Genomic DNA, 20,095 nt, shown 5'->3' on the forward strand with positions numbered 1-20,095 from the left:
TCGAGCGCCCGGCTTATGGAGCCGGTTCGCGGACTGCTTTTCGTCGAAATCAGCCCGATTGCGTCGTCGGAGTCGCAGCCTGCGGCGACGTTGCCGCCTGTCCAGCGAAGACCGCCTTCACCGAACCTGCCACGGACTTGGACAGCGGCGTGATCTTCAGCCGGGTGACGCGGTTCTTTTCCCGCTTGAGCACGGTGAAGCGGTAGCCGTGGAAGGTGAAGGCCTGCCGCTCTTCCGGGATCATCCGCGCCTCGTGGATCACCAGGCCGGCGATCGTCGTGGCCTCGTCATCGGGCAGGCGCCAGTCGACGGCGCGGTTGAGATCGCGGATCGGCACGCCGCCGTCGACGATGATCGAGCCGTCGGGCTGCGGGCGGACGCCGGCGAGCTCCACGTCGTGTTCGTCGGAAATCTCGCCGACGATCTCCTCCAGGATGTCCTCCAGCGTCACCAGCCCCATGACCTCGCCATACTCGTCGATGACGAGGGCGAAATGCGCCTTGCGCTTGAGGAAGGCGTTGAGCTGGTCCTGCAGGCTGGTCGTGTCGGGCACGAACCAGGGCGGGGAGACGATCTGCTCGATCTCGATGCGCGAGGCATCGCCGCCGGCTGCCGCCAGCGCTCTGAGCAGGTCCTTGGCATGCAGCACGCCGATATAGTTGTCCGTCTGCCCGCGCCATAGCGGCAGGCGGGTGTGCGGGCTCGCCAGCGCGTCCTGGATCAGCCTGTCGACCGGCTCGTCGGCGTTCAGCGTGTTCATCTTGGTGCGGTGGACCATCACGTCCGACACTTCCAGGTCGGCAAGGTCGAGCAGGCCGCCGATGCGGTCGCGTTCGGCCTTCACCAGGCCGCCCTCCAGATGCTGCAGATCGACGGTGCCGCGCAATTCCTCGTGCGCGGAGAGCATCATACGGTTTTCCGACACATCGACGCCGAACAGGCGCAGCAAGGCGCGCACGATCATCTCTACCGCGCTGACGACCGGTCCGAAGACGATCACCACGACGCGGACCACCGGCGAGACGGCAATGGCGAAGCGGTCGGGATTTGAGATCGCCCAGGTCTTCGGCAGCACCTCGGAGAAGATCAGGACGAGGGCGGTCATCACCAGGGTGGCGTAGACGACGCCGGCATCGCCGAACAGGCTGAGCAACACGCTGGTGGCCAGCGCCGAGGCGAGGATGTTGACCAGGTTGTTGCCCAGCAGCAGCGCGCCGATCAGCCGTTCTCGAACCATGATCAGGCGACTGACGACGGCCGCGCGCCGGTCGCCGTTCTTCTCGAGTTGCAGCATGCGGGCGCGCGAGGCGGCGGTCAGCGCCGTTTCCGAACCGGAGAAGAAGCCGGACATGACCAGCAGGACAAAGATCGCCAGGATGGAGAGCCAGAGGCTTGCGTCGCTCATCGGTTGCGTCTCCCTCGTGTTGGGATCCAGGTTCGGGTGGCGCCGACCCGGCTCAGGATTGCACGGCCAGTTCGTCCGTCAGGAAGTCGCGCAAGGTGGCGATATCGACCCCGCGCTCGATGAAGGCGTCGCCGATGCCTCGGACCAGGATGAAGGTCAGGGCGCCGCGGCTCACCTTCTTGTCCTGTGCCATGATGTCGAGAAAGCTGTCGGCGGGCGGCATCTGCCCGGGTATGTCGCTGATATGGGTGGGCAGGCCGACGGCGGCAAGGTGCGCGGCCACGCGGTCGCGGTCGGCCTGCGGACACAGGCCGAGCCGGACCGAGAAGTCGAAGGCGAGCCGCATGCCGATGGCGACGCCCTCGCCATGGACGAGGCGCGTGCCGTCATAGGCGACGATCGCCTCCAGCGCATGGCCGAACGTGTGGCCGAGGTTGAGCAGCGCCCGTGCCCCTGTCTCGAATTCGTCCTCGGCGACGATGGCGGCCTTGGCGCGGCAGGAGACCGCGATCGCCTCCTCGCGCTCCGCCCCGCCGGCGAAGACGGCAGTGTGGTTTTCCTCCAGCCAGGCAAAGAAGCCGGCATCGCCGAGCAAGCCGTATTTGATGGTTTCGGCGTAGCCGGCGCGGAACTCGCGCAAGGGCAGGGTGTCCAGCGTCGCGGTGTCGGCCAGCACCAGCGAGGGCTGATGGAAGGCGCCGATCAGGTTCTTACCATGGCGGACGTTGATGCCCGTCTTGCCGCCGACGGAGGAATCCACCTGAGCCAGCAGCGTCGTCGGGATCTGGACGAACGGCATGCCGCGGCGGACGCTGGCCGCGACGAAACCGGCAAGATCGCCGACCACCCCGCCGCCGAGCGCGACGACGGCATCGTTGCGCTCCAGCCGGGCCTCCAGCACCCGGTCGCAGACCGTCTCGTAGACCGCGAAGCGCTTGCTGGCCTCGCCCGGTGGCAACAGGATGGTGGCAAAACCGATCCCGGCCGCCTCGAGCGAGGCCTGCAGCCGCTCGAGGTGGTGGGTGGCGACGGTCTCGTCGCTGACGATGGCCACCTTCGAACGGGGCAGGCGGGCGGCAAGGCGCGCTCCGGCCTCGTCCACCAGTCCCCGGCCGATCAGAATGTCGTAGGAGCGCTCGCCGAGATCGACCGGAACACGAAGCGGGTCCGTAGCTGAGGTTTCGGCCGCGGCGGATTGGCGGGTCATCGGCGTTCGGCTCCTTGCGTCTGTTCGCTGAGCGCCGGCGCAAGGCCGAAATGATCCTCGAGCGCGGCGATGATATCGACGACGACGGCTTCGTGCGGCACATCGCGCGACTGGACGGTGAGGGCGGCCTGCGCGTAGACCGGCTCGCGCTCGGCCAGCAGCCGGCGCATGACCGCTTCCGGGTCGGGGTCGTTGAGCAGCGGCCGGTTCGGCTTGCGGCGCACCCGGTTCATCACCAGCGAAAAATCCGCCTTGAGCCAGATCGACAGGCCGTTTTCGCGGATCGCAGCACGGGTCTCCGCGTTCATATAGGCGCCGCCGCCGGTGGCAAGGATCTGCGGCCCGTTCTTCAGCAGGCGGGAGATGACGCGCTGTTCGCCGGCCCGGAAATAGGCCTCGCCATGCTGGGCGAAGATCTCCGGAATGGTCAGGTTGGCGGCCGCCTCGATCTCCGTGTCGGCGTCGACGAAGGGCAGCGTCAGCGTCTGGGCGAGGCGCCGGCCGACGCTCGACTTGCCGCAGCCCATGATGCCGACAAGCACGATCGAGCGCGTTCCAAGCGCGTTGACAAGCCGGGCGGCACGCTCTTCCTCGACGAGATACGGCAGGACGGACATCTGACGGCGCTCTCCCTTTTGACCCATCGCTTTGCCCTTGTCCTGCCCGCATAGTCAAGCCTGCATGCAGATGGCGACTTGCATCACGGCCGGCGACTGGCCGATAAGGGATGCGTCCACTGGCGGTTCCGGAGCCCTTTCGACACCCATGCCCACGATCGCCCGACTGCTGTTCGTTCTCCTGGTTCTCACCGGCGCGGTCGCCGGTACGGTCTTCGCGCTGGGCACGTTTGTCGAACCGGAACCGCGCGAGATCACGGTGCGGCTGCGGATGGACGGGTTCGGGCGCTAGCGAGGCCGAAGCGGGAGGCGGGATGGCGAGCGACGCGCTGCTGATCGAGGGCTTCCTGGAGATGCTGTCGGCCGAACGGGGCGCGGCGGCCAACACGCTGGAAAGCTATCGCCGCGACCTTGAGGATTTCTCGGGGTTTCTCGGTGCGCGCCGCTCGGCGGCCGCTACGGCCTCGCGCGAGGACGTCACCGCCTATCTCTCCGATCTCACCCGGCGCGGCTTTGCCGCCAGTTCGCAGGCGCGACGGCTGTCGGCCCTGCGCCAGTTCTACCGGCATCTGTTTTCCGACGGCTTGCGCACAGACGACCCGACCCGCACCGTGGCGACGCCCAAGCGCCGCGCCGCCCTGCCCAAGGCGCTCGGAGAGGAGGAGGTCGACCGGTTGCTGGCCGCCGCGCGGGAGGCGAGCGAGGTCGAGAGCCTGTCCTCGGCAGCACGGCTGCGGACACTGCGCCTGCATGCGCTGCTCGAGGTGCTCTATGCCACAGGCCTGCGCGTGTCCGAGCTGGTGTCGCTGCCGCTGTCGGCGGCCCTGCGCGACGAGCGATTGATCGCGGTGACCGGCAAGGGCAACAAGGAGCGGCTGGTGCCGCTCGGCCCGGCGGCGCGCGCGGCGATGCGCGCCTATGTGGCCTGCCGGCAGGCGGAAGGGGTCTATCCGGCCAGCCGCTGGCTGTTTCCCTCGCATGGGGAGAGCGGGCATTTCACCCGCCAAGCCTTCGCCCGCGACCTGAAGGACCTTGCGGTGTCGGCAGGACTCGATCCTTTGGCGCTCTCACCGCATGTGCTGCGGCATGCCTTCGCCTCGCATCTTTTGCAGAACGGTGCGGACTTGCGCGTCGTGCAGCAGTTGCTTGGCCATGCCGACATCTCGACGACGCAGATCTACACGCATGTGCTCGACGAGCGGTTGGCGGCCCTGGTCGAAGGCCATCACCCGCTGGCGAGGAAACGCTGAGTGTGGTGCCGCCGGCCAAGGCTCAGCGCGGCATCAGCACCCAGATGTCGAAGTCGAGGATGACGGCGGGGTCATAGGCGCCGTCTGGCCCGGTCAACGGGAAGTCGTGGCACGGCCGGTCCTTGGTCGCGATCATCCGCAGGCGCAGGGCGCCGACATCGTGGCGGCCGGGAATGTCCGCCTTCTCAAGGACTTGCGACCAGGCGAAGACCGTGTTGCCGGCAAACAGCGGCGCAACATGGCGCCCGGCATTGATACCGGCGATGTGGAAGGCGTTGCCGAGACCGTTGAAGGACAGGGCGCGGGCGAGCGAGATCACATGGCCGCCATAGACCAGCCGTCGGCCGAAGCGGCCCTGGCCTTCGGTGAACTGGTTGAAATGGACGCGGGCGGTGTTCTGGTAGAGGCGGGTGGCGATCTGGTGCTCGGCCTCCTCGACGGTCATGCCGTCCACATGGTCGATGCGCTCGCCGACCGCATAGTCGCCGAAGCGATGCGGCGAGCCTGCCAGGTCGTCGTCCCAGGCCTCGACGTCGATCAGCGGGCAGGCATCGCCGAGGGCTTCCGGCGCGATGGCGTCCGGCAGGCTCGGGACGGTCGCCTCCGGTGCGGGACTGGCGGGATCGCGCTTGTTCACCATGACCCAGCGAACATAATCGAGCACCTCGGTGCCGTCCTGATTGTAGCCGGTGGAGCGGACATAGACGACGCCGGTGCGCCCGTTCGAGTTCTCCTTGAGGCCGATCACCTCGGAGACGGCGGACAGGGTGTCGCCGGCGAAGACGGGCGCAAGGAACCGGCCGCCGGCATAGCCGAGATTGGCGACCGCGTTGAGCGAGATGTCCGGCACGGTCTTGCCGAAGACGATGTGGAAGACCAGCAGGTCGTCGACCGGTGCCTCTGGATAGCGGACGCGCTGGGCGAAGTCGTCCGAGGATTGCACGGCAAAGCGCGTGCCGTAGAGGGCGTTGTAGAGCGAGATATCCCCTTGTGTCAGCGTGCGCGGGGTTGCGTGGCGCAGGACCTGGCCGACGCGGAAATCCTCGAAAAAGTTGCCCGGACTGGTCTTGCTCACGATGCGGCCTCCCTGATCGTCTTTTGCGCTGCAATAAGACAGGCTGGCAGGCCGGTGTGCAAGTCCGACCTTGGGCGCTGGCCTGCCACGAGCAGGTTGCCGGCGCGGCCACAAGGGCTTAACTAGACAAACGCTCCGGGGCGGCTTTCGGAGGCCGCGAAGCAGAGGAACAGACCATGGCGGATGAGCAGACCGGTGCCGGCAACGGCGCGCCGGAGACCCCTTCCACCTTTCCGCGGGGACTGCTGGCGGGCTATCGCGCCTATCGGGAGCACTCCCACAAGCCGCATCGCACCGATTACGAGCGCCTTGCGATCTACGGGCAGCAGCCGGAAGTGATGGTGATTTCCTGCTGCGACAGCCGGGTGGCGCCCGAAGGCATTTTCGCTGCCGGACCGGGCGAGCTTTTCGTGGTGCGCAACGTCGCCAATCTGGTGCCGCCCTATGAGCCGGACAACGACTACCACTCGACCAGCGCGGCGCTTGAATTCGCCGTGCAGGCGCTGAAGGTGCGCCATATCGTGGTGCTCGGCCACTGCCAGTGCGGCGGCGTCAAGGCGTTCCTCAACCAGGATGCCACGCCGCTGTCGCCGGGCGATTTCATCGGCAAGTGGATGACGCTGCTCGAGCCGGCGGCGGAGTTCCGCTGCCTCAAGGTGGAGCGCGACGAGGATCCGCAACTCGCCATGGAATATGCCGGCATCCGGCAGTCGCTGGTCAACCTGCGCAGCTTTCCTTGCGTACGGATCCTCGAGGAAAAGGGGCGCCTGTCCCTGCACGGGGCCTGGTTCGATATCGGATCGGGCGAGCTGCGCATCCTCGATCCGGCGAGCGAGCGTTTCGTCGCCGCCCCGGCCTTCCTGGCCGCCGGCTTCGTGCCCGGCGGTTGAGGGCTACTTCACGCCTTCCAGGTTGAGGCTGACGAGGCGACCGGTGTCTTTCTCCATATGCGGCAGATAGGCCTGGGAGTAGTCGTCGAGGCCGCTATGCTCGGTCGTGCGCCAGTCCCAGCGGCGCACGGAGGTAAAGCCGACCTCGATCAGCGCGGCCGACAGGGTTTCCTCGTCGAAGACCATCTTGTGATAATCGTACTGATCGCGCTGGCCGCCGACCAGCAAGCCCAGCACCTGCGGCAGGGCGATGCCGTTCGAGGGGTCGAGATAGAGTTCGGCGGCGGCACGGAAATCCGGGACGGCGATCCGCAGCACGCCGCCCGGCGCCAGCACCCGGCACCATTCGGCGAGGACGTCGCGATACTCCTTGCGGCCGAAATGCTCCAGCACGTGGCAGGCATAGATCAGCCCGACGGTGCCGTCGGCGATGAAGGACAGGTCCTCGACCGGGCCGATACGGTCGACATGCGGATAGTCGAGCGCATCGACATGGTAGAAGCCGGGAATGTGCTTCACGCCGCAGCCGAGGTGGAGTTTCTCGATTTTCATTGGGTGCTGCCCGTTCTGCCATCGGCGCCGAGAGCGGCGCGGTTTTCCAGATACCAGCGGATCGTCTGCCGGATGCCGTCCTCCAGCGCCACACGCGGGCGCCAGCCGAGCGCGTGCAGGCGGCTGGACTCCATCAGCTTGCGCGGCGTGCCGTCCGGCTTGCTTGCGTCGAAGCGCAGGGCGCCGGTGAAGCCGGCCTCACGGGCGATCAGCGTCGCGAGATCGCGAATCGAGATTTCCTGGCCAGACCCGACATTGATCGGCTCGTCGCCGTCATAGGTGTCGAGCAGGAAGACGATCGCGTCGGCGAGGTCGTCGACATGCATGAACTCGCGCAGCGGCGTGCCGCTGCCCCATATCTCCACCGCTTCGGCGCCGGCCGCCCGCGCCTCGACGAACTTGCGGATCAGGGCCGGCAAGACGTGGCTGGTTGCGAGATCGAAATTGTCGTTCGGCCCGTAAAGGTTGGTCGGCATCGCCGAGACATAGGACAGCCCGTGCTGGCGGCGATAGGCCTGGCAAAGGTAGACGCCGGCAATCTTGGCGATGGCGTACCACTGGTTGGTCGGCTCCAGCGGCCCTGTCATCAGCGCCTCCTCGCGGATCGGCTGCTCTGCAAACTTCGGATAGATGCAGGACGAGCCGAGGAAGACGAGACGGCGGGCGCCGTGATCGGCCGCAGCGGCGATCACGTTTGTCTGGATCTGCAGGTTGTCCTGCAGGAAATCCACCGGTTGGCGGTCATTGGCGAGAATGCCGCCGACACGCGCGGCGGCCAGGATCACTGCATCCGGTCGTTCGCTGGCGAAGAACTCCGCGACGGCGTGCTGGTCGGTCAGGTCCAGTTGCGCCCGTGTGCGGGTGATGATCTCGGCCTTTTCCTGCGCAAGGCGGCGGCAGATCGCCGAGCCGACCATGCCGCGATGGCCGGCGACGAAGATCCGGCGCGATGGGCCGGCGCTGCTCTCAGCGGTCATCGTCAGTCCTCGCGGCCATAGGCGCGGCGCGCATGGCGCTCGACGCGCAGCAGCTCTAGATCCGCATCCACCATCTCGTCGACCAGTTCGGCAAAGCCGGTCGTGTGGGTCCAGCCGAGCCGTTCGCGCGCCTTGGTCGGGTCGCCGAGCAGAAGGTCGACCTCGGTCGGGCGGAAATAGGCGGGATCGATGGCGACCAGCGTCTCGCCGCTCGCCCGGTCGCGGCCCGTCTCTTCCACGCCCTCGCCCGACCAGACGATCTCGCGGCCGACGCGGGCGAAGGCGCGCTCGACGAATTCGCGGACCGTATGGGTCTCGCCGGTTGCCAGGACGTAGTCGTCGGGCTCGGGCTGCTGCAGGATGCGCCACATGCCTTCGGCATAGTCCCGGGCATGGCCCCAGTCACGGCGGGCATCGAGATTGCCGAGATAGAGCTGCTTCTGCAGTCCGAGCTCGATGGCGGCGACCGCGCGGGTGATCTTGCGGGTGACGAAGGTCTCGCCGCGCAGCGGGCTCTCATGGTTGAAGAGGATGCCGTTGCTCGCGTGGATGCCATAGGCCTCGCGGTAGTTCACCGTGATCCAGTAGCCATAGAGCTTTGCCACCGCATAGGGCGAGCGCGGGTAGAACGGCGTCGTTTCGCTCTGGGGGGTCTCGCGGACCTTGCCGTAAAGCTCCGAGGTCGAAGCCTGGTAGAAGCGGCAGGATTTCTCCATGCCGAGGATGCGCAGGGCCTCCAGCAGGCGCAAAACGCCGGTCGCGTCGGCATTCGCCGTGTATTCCGGCGTCTCGAAGCTGACCATGACATGGCTCTGGGCCGCGAGATTGTAGATCTCGACCGGCTGGATCTCGGAGACGAGGCGGATCAGCGAGGAACTGTCGGTCAGGTCGCCGTAATGGAGAAAGAAACGGCCGCCTTCTTCATGGCGATCCTGGATCAGGGGGTCGATCCGGCCGGTATTGAACGAGGAGGAGCGGCGCTTCAGCCCGTGCACCTCGTAGCCCTTTTCGAGCAGGATACGGGCGAGATAGGCGCCGTCCTGGCCGGTCACGCCGGTGATGAGCGCGCGGGGTGCAGTCATGTTTGTCCCTGTCGGATGCCGGAAGAACGGCCTTGTCGGTCGTTCCTCCTACTGCACGCGACGGACAAGGGCAACCGCCGCCATGTTTCCCGAGAGGATGGGCGACGGCGGGTGCGCTCGGCTGGGGCGTCGCGTCGGACGCGGGGACTTCAACTGCAATAGGCGAGCTTGTCCGGCTGGACCTTGAGCAGCGCGTCGCGGAGCTTGTCGAGTGCGCGGCTCTCGATCTGGCGGACGCGCTCCTTGGAGATGCCGAGCTTCTGCCCGAGCGCCTCCAGCGTCTCGCCTTCCTCGCTCAGACGCCGCTCGCGGACGATGCGCAGCTCCCGCTCGCTCAGCACGCCGAGCGCGGTTTCCAGCCAGCGCGTGCGCCGCTCGGTATCGATGACGCCGCCGACGGTTTCCTCCGGCAGGGGATCCTCGCTGACGAGGAAGTCCTGCCGATCGGCGCCCGAACCGTCCGATTCCAGAACGGGCGCGTTCAGCGAGGTGTCCGGCCCGGACAGGCGGGCGCTCATCGCCGCCACGTCCTGCACCTTCACGCCCATCGTCTCGGCGATCTTCTCGACCAGCTCGTTCTCGCTGATCTGGGTCGTGCCGCTGGACAGTTTCGCCCGCAGACGGCGCAGGTTGAAGAACAGCGCCTTCTGGGTCGACGAGGTACCGCCACGGACGATAGACCAGTTGCGCAGGATATAGTCCTGGATCGAGGCGCGGATCCACCAGGTGGCATAGGTGGAGAAGCGCACCTCCCGTTCCGGCTCGAAGCGCGAGGCGGCCTCCAGCAGGCCGATGTGGCCCTCCTGGATCAGGTCGCTCATCGACAGTCCGAAGTTGCGGTATTTCGCCGCCACCGCGATGACGAGACGCATATGTGCCAGGCTCAGGCGGTCGAGTGCGGCCTGGTCGCTCTTCTCGCGCCATGCGATGGCGAGTTGCTGTTCTTCCTCGCGGCTGAGATAGGGCGCGTTCATCGCGGCCCTGACAATCTGACGCCGGTTGCCCGAAAGATAGCTCACGGTGTGTCCCTCCGCGTCCCGGCCCCCCTCGGGAGGCCCGGCACCGGGTGGGCGGCTGCCGCCACGACCGGTGCCTTCGTCTGCATTCGTTTTCGATACGCTGCCAGGGTGTTTTCGGTTCAGTCCGAGGGCCCGCGCGTGTCGCGTCCCGTGTCGGCCGGATGGCAGCACTGCTCAAGGTCGAGCATGACTCCTCCATACGATCAGGACCAATAGGAGTTCATCCAGATCGCAATAAGTTTACCTGATTGATCGGGCGGCACTGTGGCACTCCGTTCAAATCGTTGAGCGAAAAGAAAAACGCCCGGCGCTGGTGGCGCCGGGCGTTGAAGGTCCTGACGGGCCGATGCCGCGTTCATGCGGCTTCGGTCTGTTCCCCGTCCTCGTCTTCGGTCGCGGCGGCCGCCTTTCGGCTGGTCGACTTGGCGAGATTCTGTTCGATCTGGCGGATCGCCTCGGTGTCGGAGCACTTGTTGACGGCGGCGATTTCACGCGACATGCGGTCGAGAGCCGCCTCGTAGAGCTGCCGCTCCGAGTAGGACTGCTCCGGCTGACTCTCGGACCGGTAGAGATCGCGGACCACCTCGGCGATGGCAATCAGGTCACCGGAATTGATCTTCGCTTCGTATTCCTGCGCGCGGCGGCTCCACATGGTGCGCTTGACACGCGGACGGCCGCGCACGGTCTCCAGCGCCTTCTTCACCGCGGTGGCATCCGCCAGCTTGCGCATGCCGACGGTCGCGATCTTGGCGACCGGAACACGCAGCGTCATCTTATCCTGTTCGAAGTTGATCACCAGAAGCTCAAGCGCATATCCCGCGACGTTCTGTTCCTCGATGGCGGTGATCTGTCCAACGCCATGGGCGGGATAGACAATGAATTCGCCAGTCTTGAAACCTTGTCTCTGCGCGGTTTTCTTCATCGTTGTTGCCATACGCCTATGCTACTCCTGCGCAGTTGCGGCCAGAAGCCGGGGGCGTCGCGCACGGCGGCGCCCGTCCATGGAGAAAACGCACAACCACCGGCTTGTGGCGCACCACAATCCGTCGGAGTTCGTTATTCGATGATCAGCCGACCGAACTTTGGCCTCGATCAGATCTAGGAGGGATGCCGCCCCCCTCCGCATATGGCGAAGGGTTCGCAACCATAAAAAAACCTCCGCGTGGAGGGGGAGACCACTGGTTCGGTTACTGAGGAAAAGACTATAGCACAAAACTTGTGGATTTCAAAACGTGACGCTTCGCCCCTTGAATTTCGCTACAGGGCATCACTGCCGCGCCGCCAACAACGGCGCGGCCGGTAGCTGTGGTCGATCGCGTCGGGCTCAGTCTCCAGAGCCCGGTTCCGGGGAGAAATAGGCGTCGAACTTGTTCGGCTTGCCGTCGAAGTCCTCGGCCTCGGGAAGCGAGTCCTTCTTGACCGTCAGGTTCGGCCACTTGGCGGCATATTCGGTGTTGAGCTCCAGCCACTTCTCCAGGCCCGGCTCGGTATCCGGCTTGATCGCATCCGCCGGGCATTCCGGCTCGCAGACGCCGCAGTCGATGCATTCGTCGGGGTGGATGACGAGCATGTTCTCGCCTTCGTAGAAGCAGTCGACCGGACAGACTTCAACACAATCGGTGTACTTGCACTTGATGCAATTGTCCGTGACGATATAGGTCATCGCAATCCTCTCGCGGCGCCAGTCATGCCGTCGCCATGTCGCGGCTCTTCGATCGAGGCCCGATCTCCGTTCCGCAGTTGCGGTTCGAAGGTGCAGTCCGATACGGGGTTCCGGGTCCGGCCAGGCCGGGAGACCAGAGCGTGCCGGCCAGTATGCGGGCGGGTCTTGCTGCCTGCGTACCGGGTTTGGCGATGGGCTTCAAGTTCGGAATATGTTGCCGATGATAGCTGGCGGGAAAGATTTTTCTCCGCTTCGCCGGCCTCGCGCGAGCGGGCGATATGTCGCAGCCTTGCCGGCGCAAGATCACCGCAGTTCAGCCCCGTCGTTCAATTCGTGTCGGTGAGACGATCGATCTGGCGTCGCTGGCGCTTGGTCGGCCGGCCGCTGCCCCGGTCGCGCCGTCCGGGTGCCGGGCCGTCCTGGCCGAAAACGCTCGGTTTGCCGGCGGCGGCAGCGTTCTCGCCCTCGCCAGCGTCCTGCGCATCCTCCTCGGAAAGCGATGGGGCGCCGGGAGCCGGCGCCAGATCCTCGTAAAGAAGGCGGGCTTCCGGCGCCGGCCCCCTGCGAGCGCCAGGTGCCAGCACCTTCAGCACCAGCACCCGGTTCGCGACCGCGATCGTCAGGACATCGCCGTGGCGGATCGCCTTTGCCGGGGCCGAGGCCTTGTCACGATTGACCCTGACGTGGCCGCCGGTCACCAGCTTCTGGGCGAGGCTGCGCGACTTGACGATGCGGGCGAACCACAGCCACTTGTCGAGCCGCTGCGGCGTCATGTCCGCGGGCGGCGCGGCTGGTCCGGTGGAGGTGGTCTCGCTCACCTGTGCGGCAACCCTGCATCATCCCGGCCCGCTGCCCGTGTCGCGACGGGTCAGGAGCGCGGCTTCTTCTCCAGATCGGCCTTGAGCGCGGCCAGTTTCGCGAAGGGCGAGTCGGGATCGATCTCGCGCGCAGGGCGTTCCGGTCGGCCGCCACGCGGACGTTGGCCTTCCGCGCGCGCGCCCTCGGGCCGGCCCTTGCCGCCGGCCCTTGCCTGGTCAGATCGGGCCTGGTCTGAGCGGGCCTGGTCTGGGCGGGGCCCGTCGGGCCGCCCTTGCTGGCGGTTGCCGCCCTTGCCGAAGCCGCGCCCCTTGGTCCGCTGCTTGTGATCCTGTCCGTCCGCGCTCTGCTGGCCGTCCTGTTCGTGGCGGCGGCCTCCGCGTTGGCCCTCGCGCTGGCCTTCCCGCTGGCCGCCGGCGCGCTGACCGCCCTGCGGCCGACGGTCGCGGCGGCCGGGGCGCCAGACCTCGATGGTGACCGTTTCCTTTGCGCCATCGGCCGCGTCTGTGGCGGCAGAGGCGTCCTGTGCCGGTTCGGTCGTTGCCGTCGCGGTTTCGGTTGCGCTCGGCTCTGCCGGTGCGGCGACCGGGGCGTCTTCCGGCAGGCGTGCCAACTCGTCTGCTTCGGCGGGCGCCGGCGTCGGCTGGTTCTCCGCCCGCTCTTCCGACTGAGTTTCCGTCGGAGCGTCGGTTGCGACCGCCTCGGCGGCGGGAGGCGACGCGGCTTCCGGCTTCTGCGTCGCTGGCCGGGCGATTTCTCGGCTCTCGGAGCGATAGCCGAGAGATTTCAGGACGGCGGCAAAGTCCTCGCCGGCGCAGCCGAGCAGCGACGTCATCGCCACGGTCACGGTGAAGCCGCCGCCTTCGGCAACGGCACCGTCCGGTGGCGACACCTCCGCATCGAGCGGCTTCCAGGCCAGAAGCGGACGGATCAGGTCGGCGAGGCGCTCGAGAATGTCGATGCGCACGGCGCGGGGTCCGCAGACGCGGAAGCCGACGACCTTGTACAGAGCCTTCGAGATCTGTGGGTCGACGGCAATCGACGTCCGGCCAGAGGCCGAGAGCTGAGGCAGTTCGGCAAGACCCGGCATGTCGGGCTCGCCATGTTTCAGCGCCCAGAGTTGGGCGATCAGCCGGCTCGGAGCGGGCTTCAGCAAGGCCGGCACGAAAATATGATAGGCGCCGAAGCGCACACCGAGGCGGCGCAGGCCCGCGCGCATGGACTGGTCGAGCTGGCGGACGTCTTCGGCGATCTCCGAGCGGTCGAGAATGCCGAGCGCTTCGACGAGGCGAAAGGCGATGCCGCGGCCGAGACCCTCCAGGCCCTCGCCGATCTCGAGATCGCGCAAGGGCTTGAGCACCGTGTCGATATGCGCACGCAGCCACAGGACGAGGCGTGCCTCGACCTTGTCGCGGTCGGCCGCCTCCAGGGTCTCCTCGCACAGGACGATCAGGCCCGGGGTGAGCACCGTTTCGCCGGAGATGACCCGGGCGACGATCTCACCCTGCCAGCGCAGGATGCCATCGGAGGCGAGCGCGAAATCCTCGTTGGCGCCGCGCGACAGGCGGTCGGCGCGCTGGGTGAGTTCGCTGGCCAGCGCCTTCTGGGCCGCAGCGCGCAGCGCCTTGACGTCCGGCCCATCGGCGGAGGGGTCTGGCGCAAAGCGGAAGCCCTGCAGTTGTCCGACGTGCTGTCCCTCGACAAGCACATCCCCTGCCGATGTAATTTCCGCTTCAAGCATGGCGTTCTCTCTCAGCCGTCGCATCAATACGCTCGTCCGCCGATCGACGAAGCGCTGGGTAAGCCTCTCGTGCAAGGCGTCGGACAGACGGTCTTCTACGCCGCGCGTCACGCCTTGCCAATGGGCGGGATCCGCAAGCCAGTCACCACGGTTGGCGACAAAGGTCCAGGTGCGGATGTGGGCAATACGGTTTGCCAGCGTGTCGATGTCGCCGTCGACGCGATCGGCGAAGGCGACCTGGCGGGCGAACCAGTCGTCGGGAACCACCCCGTCGCGGGTCAGATGGGCATAGAGTCCGGCGATCAGGTCGGCGTGGTTGGCCGGCGCGATCTTGCGGTAATCCGGCACCTGGCACACGTCCCAGAGCAGGCGCACCCGCTCCGGCGACGAGGCGACACGGCGGATCGCCTCGTCGCGCAGGGCATGATCGAAGGCGGTCTCGTCGGCTGAGGGCGGCGCGCGGGTCAGACCCTGCTCCCGCGGTGGCTCGTCGAGCGTGCGGCGCAGGCTTTCGACGCTGTCGTAGTCGAGCGCGCGATTGCGCCACTGGAAGACCTTGAGGGCGTCGAAACGGTGGCTCTCGAGGGCTGCGACCAGTTCCTCGTCGAAGGGATCGACCCGGCCGGTGACGCCAAAGGTGCCGTCACGGGTGTGACGGCCGGCGCGGCCGCCGATCTGGCCCATCTCGGCAGGTGTCAGCATCCGGTACTGGTAGCCGTCGAACTTGCGGATGCCGGCGAAGGCGATGTGATCGACATCGAGATTGAGGCCCATGCCGATCGCGTCGGTGGCGATCAGGTGCTGCACGTCGCCGTTCTGGAACAGCTCCACCTGAGCGTTGCGGGTGCGCGGGCTGAGCGAGCCGAGCACCACGGCCGCGCCGCCGTGCTGGCGACGAATCAGCTCGGCGATCGCGTAGACCTCGGAGGAGGAGAATGCGACCGCGGCGGAGCGTGGCGGCAGGCGGGTGATCTTCTTCTGGCCCGAATAGGCCAGCACCGACATGCGCGGCCGGGTGATGACGTTCAGGCCGGGCAGCAAACGCTCCAGCAGCGGGCGCGCCGTGGCCGACCCGAGCAGCAAAGTCTCCAGCGTGCCGCGCATGTTGAGGATGCGGTCGGTGAAGACGTGGCCCCGCTCGAGATCCCCTGCGAGCTGCACCTCGTCGATGGCGACGAAGTCGGCGACAAGATCGAGCGGCATTGCTTCCACGGTCGATACCCAGTAGCGGGTCCCGGCGGGGATGATCTTCTCCTCGCCGGTGACCAGAGCCACCTTGTCCTCGCCGACCCTTTGAGCGATGCGGCCATAGACCTCGCGCGCCAGCAGGCGCAGCGGCAGGCCGATGATTCCGCTTTCGCGGGCGATCATCCGTTCGATGGCGAGATGGGTCTTGCCGGTGTTGGTGGGGCCGAGGACGGCGGTCACGGTGCGCGCGCGGGCGACCGGCGGCAGCGTTGTCCATGTGGGGCCTGTGGTGCCCCCGGCCGAAGACGGCCTCGATTGTCCGGAATGAAGCATTGGCTGGAGCTGTGCTGTGCGATCCGTGCCACGGCGGAGCCCGCCACGATCCGTTGCGAAATAGAACCGCGCGACGGGATGGCGCCGGGGTCCGGATAGGTTTGTCGGCGGAAGCGTCAGGCGACCGCAAACCCGTTGGCTCGACAGGTAGCACAGACGGTCGCGGGCTGTCGCCTGCTGTTTTCCACAAGCGGGGAGGGACGACGACCGCCGGGCGGGACGCCCCGCTTCGGTCCGTTCCGGCAGCGCGAAAACCGACCTGCGTCAGGGTGAACAGAACGAGTCCGGAACAAAGCCGGACCGAATCGATGACTCGCACGGATTCAGGTTTCGTTCTCTACGACATGTTGTGGAGGCAGAGGATCACGGGGCGAAATCGTGAATCTGCTCAAGGATTTGAGTCGACCGATTCGGATCCGGTCGAATTTCTTGGCGCTGCGAAACAGATTTCCATCCCGTTAACCAGCTCGATAAAATTCGAACTGCAAAATTCACGTTTGTCGAAACCGCGAACGAAGCCTGTCCGAATCGCTGACAGACAGTTGTTCCTGATATGTTCATTCGATATGTTGTGCCCCGCCCGAGTGGGCATAGCGGATGATGAGGATGGGGTCGCGGGCGTTCGGTGGGTCTCGCGAAACGGGTTTACCCGATCGTTTCATTCCGGGACGATTTGCCGGCAGACATTTGCGGGGCCTATCGGTCCTCTCGTGCCTGCCATCTTCCCTTGTTGCGGTGCAACAGCTAGAACGCGGTGACGCTAAGGCACCGGCGCCCCCTTGCGGGGTGCTTGTCAGGAGGAGGGGCTGACTTGGCAATTCGGAAGATTCTCGTCGCCAACCGTTCGGAGATCGCAATCCGCATCTTCCGCGCGGCCACCGAACTCGGCATGCGCACCGTGGCTGTCTATGCGGAGCAGGACAAGCTGGCGCTGCACCGGTTCAAGGCCGACGAAGCCTATCAGATCGGCCGAGGCGCGCATCTGGCGGAGCCGCTCGGACCGATCGAGACCTATCTGTCGATCCCCGAGATCCTGAGAGTGGCGAAGGCGGCGGGCGTCGACGCGATCCATCCCGGCTACGGGTTCCTGTCGGAAAGCCCCGAATTCGCGGAAGCCTGCGCGGCGGCGGGCATCGTCTTCATCGGTCCTTCGCCGGAGACCATGCGCCGGCTCGGCAACAAGGTGGCGGCTCGCAATCTGGCCGTGGAAGCAGGTGTTCCGGTGATGCCGGCGACCGATCCGCTGCCCGACGACATGGACGAGATCCGCAGGCTCGCCGCGGAGATCGGCTATCCGGTGATGCTCAAGGCGTCCTGGGGCGGGGGCGGGCGCGGCATGCGCGTCATCCGCGACGAGGAAGTGCTGTTGCGCGATGTGGCGGCGGCCAAGCGCGAGGCCAAGGCAGCCTTTGGCAAGGACGAGATCTATCTGGAGAAGCTGGTCGAGCGGGCGCGGCACGTGGAAGTGCAGATTCTCGGCGATGGGCATGGCAACCTGGTGCATCTGTTCGAGCGCGACTGCTCGATCCAGCGCCGCCACCAGAAGGTCGTCGAGCGAGCGCCTGCTCCCTATCTCGGCGCCGACCAGCGCGCGGAACTATGCGAGTATGGCCTCAGGATCGGCCGCGCCGCGGACTATCGTGGCGCGGGAACCGTCGAGTTCCTGATGGATGCGGACAGCGGTCGCTTCTACTTCATCGAGGTCAACCCGCGCGTCCAGGTCGAGCATACGGTGACGGAGGAGGTCACCGGCATCGACATCGTCAAGGCGCAGATCCGCATCGCCGCCGGTGCGATGATCGGCGAGCCGGCCTCCGGCGTGCCGGCGCAGGAGGCGATCCGGCTGAACGGCCATGCCCTGCAATGCCGCATCACCACCGAGGATCCCGAGCAGAACTTCATTCCCGATTATGGCCGGATCACCGCCTATCGCGGCGCCACCGGATTCGGCATCCGGCTCGATGGCGGCACGGCCTATTCAGGCGCGGTGATCACCCGCTACTATGACCCGCTGCTGGAGAAGGTGACGGCCTGGGCGCCGACGGCGGAAGAAGCGGCGCAGCGCATGGACCGGGCCTTGCGCGAGTTCCGCATCCGCGGCGTTGCCACCAACCTGGTGTTCCTGGAGAATGTCATCGGCCACCCGGATTTCCGGGCCAACGCCTACACGACCCGCTTCATCGACGAGACGCCGGCGCTGTTCCGCCAGGTCACCCGGCGCGACCGGGCGACCAAGCTGCTGACCTATATCGCCGACGTCACCGTCAACGGCCATCCGGAGACCCGAAACCGGCCGCGCCCGTCCGGCGATGCGCCCGCACCGGTCGCCCCGCTCTATAACGGCGAGATCCGCATGGGGACGCGGCAGCTTCTCGACGACCTGGGGCCGGAGGGCTTCACCGACTGGATGAAGGCGGAGCGGCGGGCATTGATCACCGACACGACCATGCGCGATGCCCACCAGTCGCTGCTGGCGACGCGGATGCGCAGCTTCGACATCGTCGCGGTGGCCGATGCCTATGCCCGCGGCCTGCCGCAGTTGTTCTCGCTGGAATGCTGGGGCGGCGCCACATTCGACGTCGCCATGCGCTTCCTGACGGAAGATCCCTGGGAGCGGCTGCGGGCGGTACGTCAGCGCGTTCCCAACATTCTGCTGCAGATGCTGCTGCGCGGGGCCAACGGCGTCGGCTACGCCAATTATCCCGACAATGTGGTTCGCGACTTCGTGGCCCGCGCGGCGGAAACCGGCATCGACCTGTTCCGCGTCTTCGACTGCCTCAACTGGGTCGAGAACATGCGTGTCTCGCTCGATGCGGTGATCGAGGCGGAGAAGCTGTGCGAGGGCACGATCTGCTACACCGGCGACCTGCTGGATGCGGCGCGGCCGAAATACGACCTTGCCTACTACGTCAAGCTGGCGAAGGAGTTGGAGCGGGCCGGCTGCCATATCCTGGGCGTCAAGGACATGGCCGGGCTGATGAAGCCGGAGGCGGCGCGGCGACTGTTCGCTGCGCTGAAGCAGGAAGTCGGCCTGCCGATCCACTTTCACACCCACGACACCTCCGGCATTTCCGCCGCCACCGTGCTGGCCGCGGTCGAGGCGGGCGTTGACGCGGTCGATGCCGCGATGGATGCCTTTTCGGGGCTGACCTCGCAGCCGGCGCTGGGCTCGCTGGTCGCGGCCCTGCGCGACGGGCCGCGCGACACCGGGCTCGACGCGAAGGCGATTCGCGAGATCTCCTTCTACTGGGAGGCGGTGCGGGCCCAGTACCGCGCTTTCGAGAGCGATCTCAAGGCGCCGGCCTCCGAGGTCTATCTGCACGAGATGCCTGGCGGCCAGTTCACCAACCTGAAGGAACAGGCCCGCTCGCTCGGCCTCGAGACCCGCTGGCACGAGGTGGCGCAGGCCTATCACGACGTCAACATGATGTTTGGCGACATCGTCAAGGTGACCCCCTCGTCCAAGGTGGTCGGCGACATGGCGCTGATGATGGTGGCGCAGGGACTGACGGTCGCCGACGTGCTGTCGCCGACCAAGGAGGTCGCCTTTCCCGAAAGCGTCGTGCAGATGATGCGCGGCGATCTCGGCCAGTCTCCCGGCGGGTGGCCGACGGACATTCAGACAAAGGTGCTGAAGGGCGAGGCGCCGATCACCGTGCGTCCCGGCTCGCTGCTGGCGGCCGACGACCTGGTCGCCCGGCGCAAGGAACTGGAAGAAAAGACGGGCGACGTCTCCGACACGGACCTTGCCTCCTATCTCATGTATCCGAAGGTCTTCACCGACTTTGCCGTGGCGCGCGATCGCTACGGTCCGGTCGATGTGCTGCCGACGCCGGTCTATTTCTACGGGTTGCCGGCGGGCGAGGAGATGATGATCGACCTGGAGCCCGGCAAGACGCTGGTCGTGCGAACCCAGGCGGTCGGCGAGACCGACGAGACCGGCGAGCGCAAGGTGTTCTTCGAACTCAACGGCCAGCCCCGCATCATCAAGGTGCCGGATCGGGCGCATGGGGCCGCCGGCGCGGCGGTGCGGCGCAAGGTCGAGGCCGGCAATGCGGCGCATGTCGGCGCGCCGATGCCGGGCGTCATCTCCACCGTCGCGGTGAAGCCGGGTCAGAGCGTGTCGCCGGGCGATGTGCTTGTTTCCATCGAAGCCATGAAGATGGAAACGGCGTTGCACGCCGACCGCGCCGGTACGGTGGCGGAGGTGCTGGCGAGCCCCGGTCAGCAGGTGGATGCGAAGGACCTGCTGGTGGTCTTCGAAGCGGAGGGCTGACGGG

Annotated in this window: 16 protein-coding genes; 4 read left to right on the forward strand and 12 right to left on the reverse strand. The window is 66.7% G+C overall.

The window, feature by feature from the left end; translation table 11 throughout:
• Window positions 1-49 precede the first annotated feature (49 nt).
• Genes P2PM1_RS16885 through P2PM1_RS16895 form a run of 3 tightly spaced genes read right to left on the reverse strand, consistent with a single transcriptional unit; the run spans window position 50 to window position 3,229 of the window.
• Window positions 50-1,405: an HlyC/CorC family transporter gene (locus P2PM1_RS16885; RefSeq protein WP_186399853.1), complete on the reverse strand. Its 1,356-nt coding sequence runs from the start codon at window positions 1,403-1,405 to the stop codon at window positions 50-52.
• A gap of 52 nt (window positions 1,406-1,457) precedes the next feature.
• Entirely contained in the window at window positions 1,458-2,612 is a 1,155-nt protein-coding gene (aroB, locus tag P2PM1_RS16890) for a 3-dehydroquinate synthase (RefSeq protein WP_186399854.1), read from the reverse strand.
• The gene (locus P2PM1_RS16895) at window positions 2,609-3,229 is read right to left on the reverse strand and encodes a shikimate kinase (protein ID WP_186387713.1); all 621 of its coding nucleotides are present in this window, start codon (window positions 3,227-3,229) and stop codon (window positions 2,609-2,611) included. The genes aroB and P2PM1_RS16895 overlap by 4 nt, the downstream gene beginning before the upstream one ends.
• Window positions 3,230-3,377: 148 nt before the next feature.
• On the opposite strand from P2PM1_RS16895, the gene P2PM1_RS16900 reads away from it, so the two are divergent.
• Together P2PM1_RS16900 and xerD are read left to right on the forward strand one after the other, a co-directional pair.
• Window positions 3,378-3,521: a hypothetical protein gene (locus P2PM1_RS16900; RefSeq protein WP_186387712.1), complete on the forward strand. Its 144-nt coding sequence runs from the start codon at window positions 3,378-3,380 to the stop codon at window positions 3,519-3,521.
• 22 nt (window positions 3,522-3,543) lie between these two features.
• A complete protein-coding gene (gene xerD, locus P2PM1_RS16905) occupies window positions 3,544-4,479 on the forward strand; it encodes a site-specific tyrosine recombinase XerD (RefSeq protein WP_186399855.1) in 936 nt (311 codons plus the stop codon).
• Between the two features lie 22 nt (window positions 4,480-4,501).
• Here the strand turns inward: xerD and P2PM1_RS16910 are convergent, their stop codons facing one another.
• Window positions 4,502-5,554, reverse strand: coding sequence for a MaoC family dehydratase (locus tag P2PM1_RS16910; protein ID WP_186399856.1), 1,053 nt, complete (start codon window positions 5,552-5,554; stop codon window positions 4,502-4,504).
• A gap of 176 nt (window positions 5,555-5,730) precedes the next feature.
• Between P2PM1_RS16910 and P2PM1_RS16915 the strand changes: the two genes are divergently transcribed.
• The gene (locus P2PM1_RS16915) at window positions 5,731-6,444 is read left to right on the forward strand and encodes a carbonic anhydrase (RefSeq protein WP_186387709.1); all 714 of its coding nucleotides are present in this window, start codon (window positions 5,731-5,733) and stop codon (window positions 6,442-6,444) included.
• 3 nt (window positions 6,445-6,447) lie between these two features.
• Here the strand turns inward: P2PM1_RS16915 and P2PM1_RS16920 are convergent, their stop codons facing one another.
• From P2PM1_RS16920 to P2PM1_RS16955, 8 genes are all read right to left on the reverse strand, one after another.
• Window positions 6,448-6,996: a methyltransferase domain-containing protein gene (locus P2PM1_RS16920; RefSeq protein ID WP_186394429.1), complete on the reverse strand. Its 549-nt coding sequence runs from the start codon at window positions 6,994-6,996 to the stop codon at window positions 6,448-6,450.
• Window positions 6,993-7,973 (reverse strand): GDP-L-fucose synthase, encoded by a 981-nt coding sequence (locus P2PM1_RS16925; protein ID WP_186399857.1) that lies wholly within the window; start codon window positions 7,971-7,973, stop codon window positions 6,993-6,995. The genes P2PM1_RS16920 and P2PM1_RS16925 overlap by 4 nt, the downstream gene beginning before the upstream one ends.
• 2 nt (window positions 7,974-7,975) lie before the next feature.
• Window positions 7,976-9,055 carry a GDP-mannose 4,6-dehydratase gene (gene gmd / locus P2PM1_RS16930; RefSeq protein WP_186394431.1) on the reverse strand — a complete coding sequence of 360 codons (1,080 nt, stop codon included), beginning with the start codon at window positions 9,053-9,055 and terminating at the stop codon, window positions 7,976-7,978.
• Between the two features lie 149 nt (window positions 9,056-9,204).
• Window positions 9,205-10,074: an RNA polymerase factor sigma-32 gene (locus P2PM1_RS16935; protein ID WP_208984372.1), complete on the reverse strand. Its 870-nt coding sequence runs from the start codon at window positions 10,072-10,074 to the stop codon at window positions 9,205-9,207.
• 355 nt (window positions 10,075-10,429) lie between these two features.
• Window positions 10,430-11,008 carry a CarD family transcriptional regulator gene (locus tag P2PM1_RS16940; RefSeq protein ID WP_186387704.1) on the reverse strand — a complete coding sequence of 193 codons (579 nt, stop codon included), beginning with the start codon at window positions 11,006-11,008 and terminating at the stop codon, window positions 10,430-10,432.
• 390 nt (window positions 11,009-11,398) lie between these two features.
• Complete coding sequence (gene fdxA, locus P2PM1_RS16945) at window positions 11,399-11,737, reverse strand: ferredoxin FdxA (RefSeq protein WP_186399858.1); 339 nt, start codon at window positions 11,735-11,737, stop codon at window positions 11,399-11,401.
• Between the two features lie 326 nt (window positions 11,738-12,063).
• Complete coding sequence (locus P2PM1_RS16950) at window positions 12,064-12,510, reverse strand: RNA-binding S4 domain-containing protein (RefSeq protein WP_186387912.1); 447 nt, start codon at window positions 12,508-12,510, stop codon at window positions 12,064-12,066.
• Between the two features lie 95 nt (window positions 12,511-12,605).
• On the reverse strand, window positions 12,606-15,815 hold the full coding sequence (locus P2PM1_RS16955; protein ID WP_208985313.1) for a helicase-related protein: 3,210 nt from the start codon (window positions 15,813-15,815) through the stop codon (window positions 12,606-12,608).
• Window positions 15,816-16,626: 811 nt separating this feature from the next.
• Here P2PM1_RS16955 and pyc point away from each other — a divergent pair.
• Entirely contained in the window at window positions 16,627-20,091 is a 3,465-nt protein-coding gene (gene pyc, locus P2PM1_RS16960) for a pyruvate carboxylase (RefSeq protein WP_186399859.1), read from the forward strand.
• Window positions 20,092-20,095: the final 4 nt, after the last annotated feature.

The organism is Stappia sp. P2PMeth1 (genome assembly GCF_900185735.1).
In the GTDB taxonomy this organism is placed as follows: Bacteria; Pseudomonadota; Alphaproteobacteria; order Rhizobiales; family Stappiaceae; genus Stappia.

Excerpts from the sequence above, each read along its gene's own strand:
- P2PM1_RS16955 (WP_208985313.1), bottom strand. The coding sequence starts at position 15,815 with ATGCTTCATTCCGGACAATCGAGGCCGTCTTCGGCCGGGGGCACCACA.
- P2PM1_RS16940 (WP_186387704.1), bottom strand. The coding sequence starts at position 11,008 with ATGGCAACAACGATGAAGAAAACCGCGCAGAGACAAGGTTTCAAGACT.
- P2PM1_RS16895 (WP_186387713.1), bottom strand. The coding sequence starts at position 3,229 with ATGTCCGTCCTGCCGTATCTCGTCGAGGAAGAGCGTGCCGCCCGGCTT.
- gmd (WP_186394431.1), bottom strand. The coding sequence starts at position 9,055 with ATGACTGCACCCCGCGCGCTCATCACCGGCGTGACCGGCCAGGACGGC.
- fdxA (WP_186399858.1), bottom strand. The coding sequence starts at position 11,737 with ATGACCTATATCGTCACGGACAATTGCATCAAGTGCAAGTACACCGAT.
- aroB (WP_186399854.1), bottom strand. The coding sequence starts at position 2,612 with ATGACCCGCCAATCCGCCGCGGCCGAAACCTCAGCTACGGACCCGCTT.
- xerD (WP_186399855.1), top strand. The coding sequence starts at position 3,544 with ATGGCGAGCGACGCGCTGCTGATCGAGGGCTTCCTGGAGATGCTGTCG.
- P2PM1_RS16950 (WP_186387912.1), bottom strand. The coding sequence starts at position 12,510 with ATGACGCCGCAGCGGCTCGACAAGTGGCTGTGGTTCGCCCGCATCGTC.
- P2PM1_RS16915 (WP_186387709.1), top strand. The coding sequence starts at position 5,731 with ATGGCGGATGAGCAGACCGGTGCCGGCAACGGCGCGCCGGAGACCCCT.
- P2PM1_RS16920 (WP_186394429.1), bottom strand. The coding sequence starts at position 6,996 with ATGAAAATCGAGAAACTCCACCTCGGCTGCGGCGTGAAGCACATTCCC.
- P2PM1_RS16925 (WP_186399857.1), bottom strand. The coding sequence starts at position 7,973 with ATGACCGCTGAGAGCAGCGCCGGCCCATCGCGCCGGATCTTCGTCGCC.
- P2PM1_RS16900 (WP_186387712.1), top strand. The coding sequence starts at position 3,378 with ATGCCCACGATCGCCCGACTGCTGTTCGTTCTCCTGGTTCTCACCGGC.
- P2PM1_RS16885 (WP_186399853.1), bottom strand. The coding sequence starts at position 1,405 with ATGAGCGACGCAAGCCTCTGGCTCTCCATCCTGGCGATCTTTGTCCTG.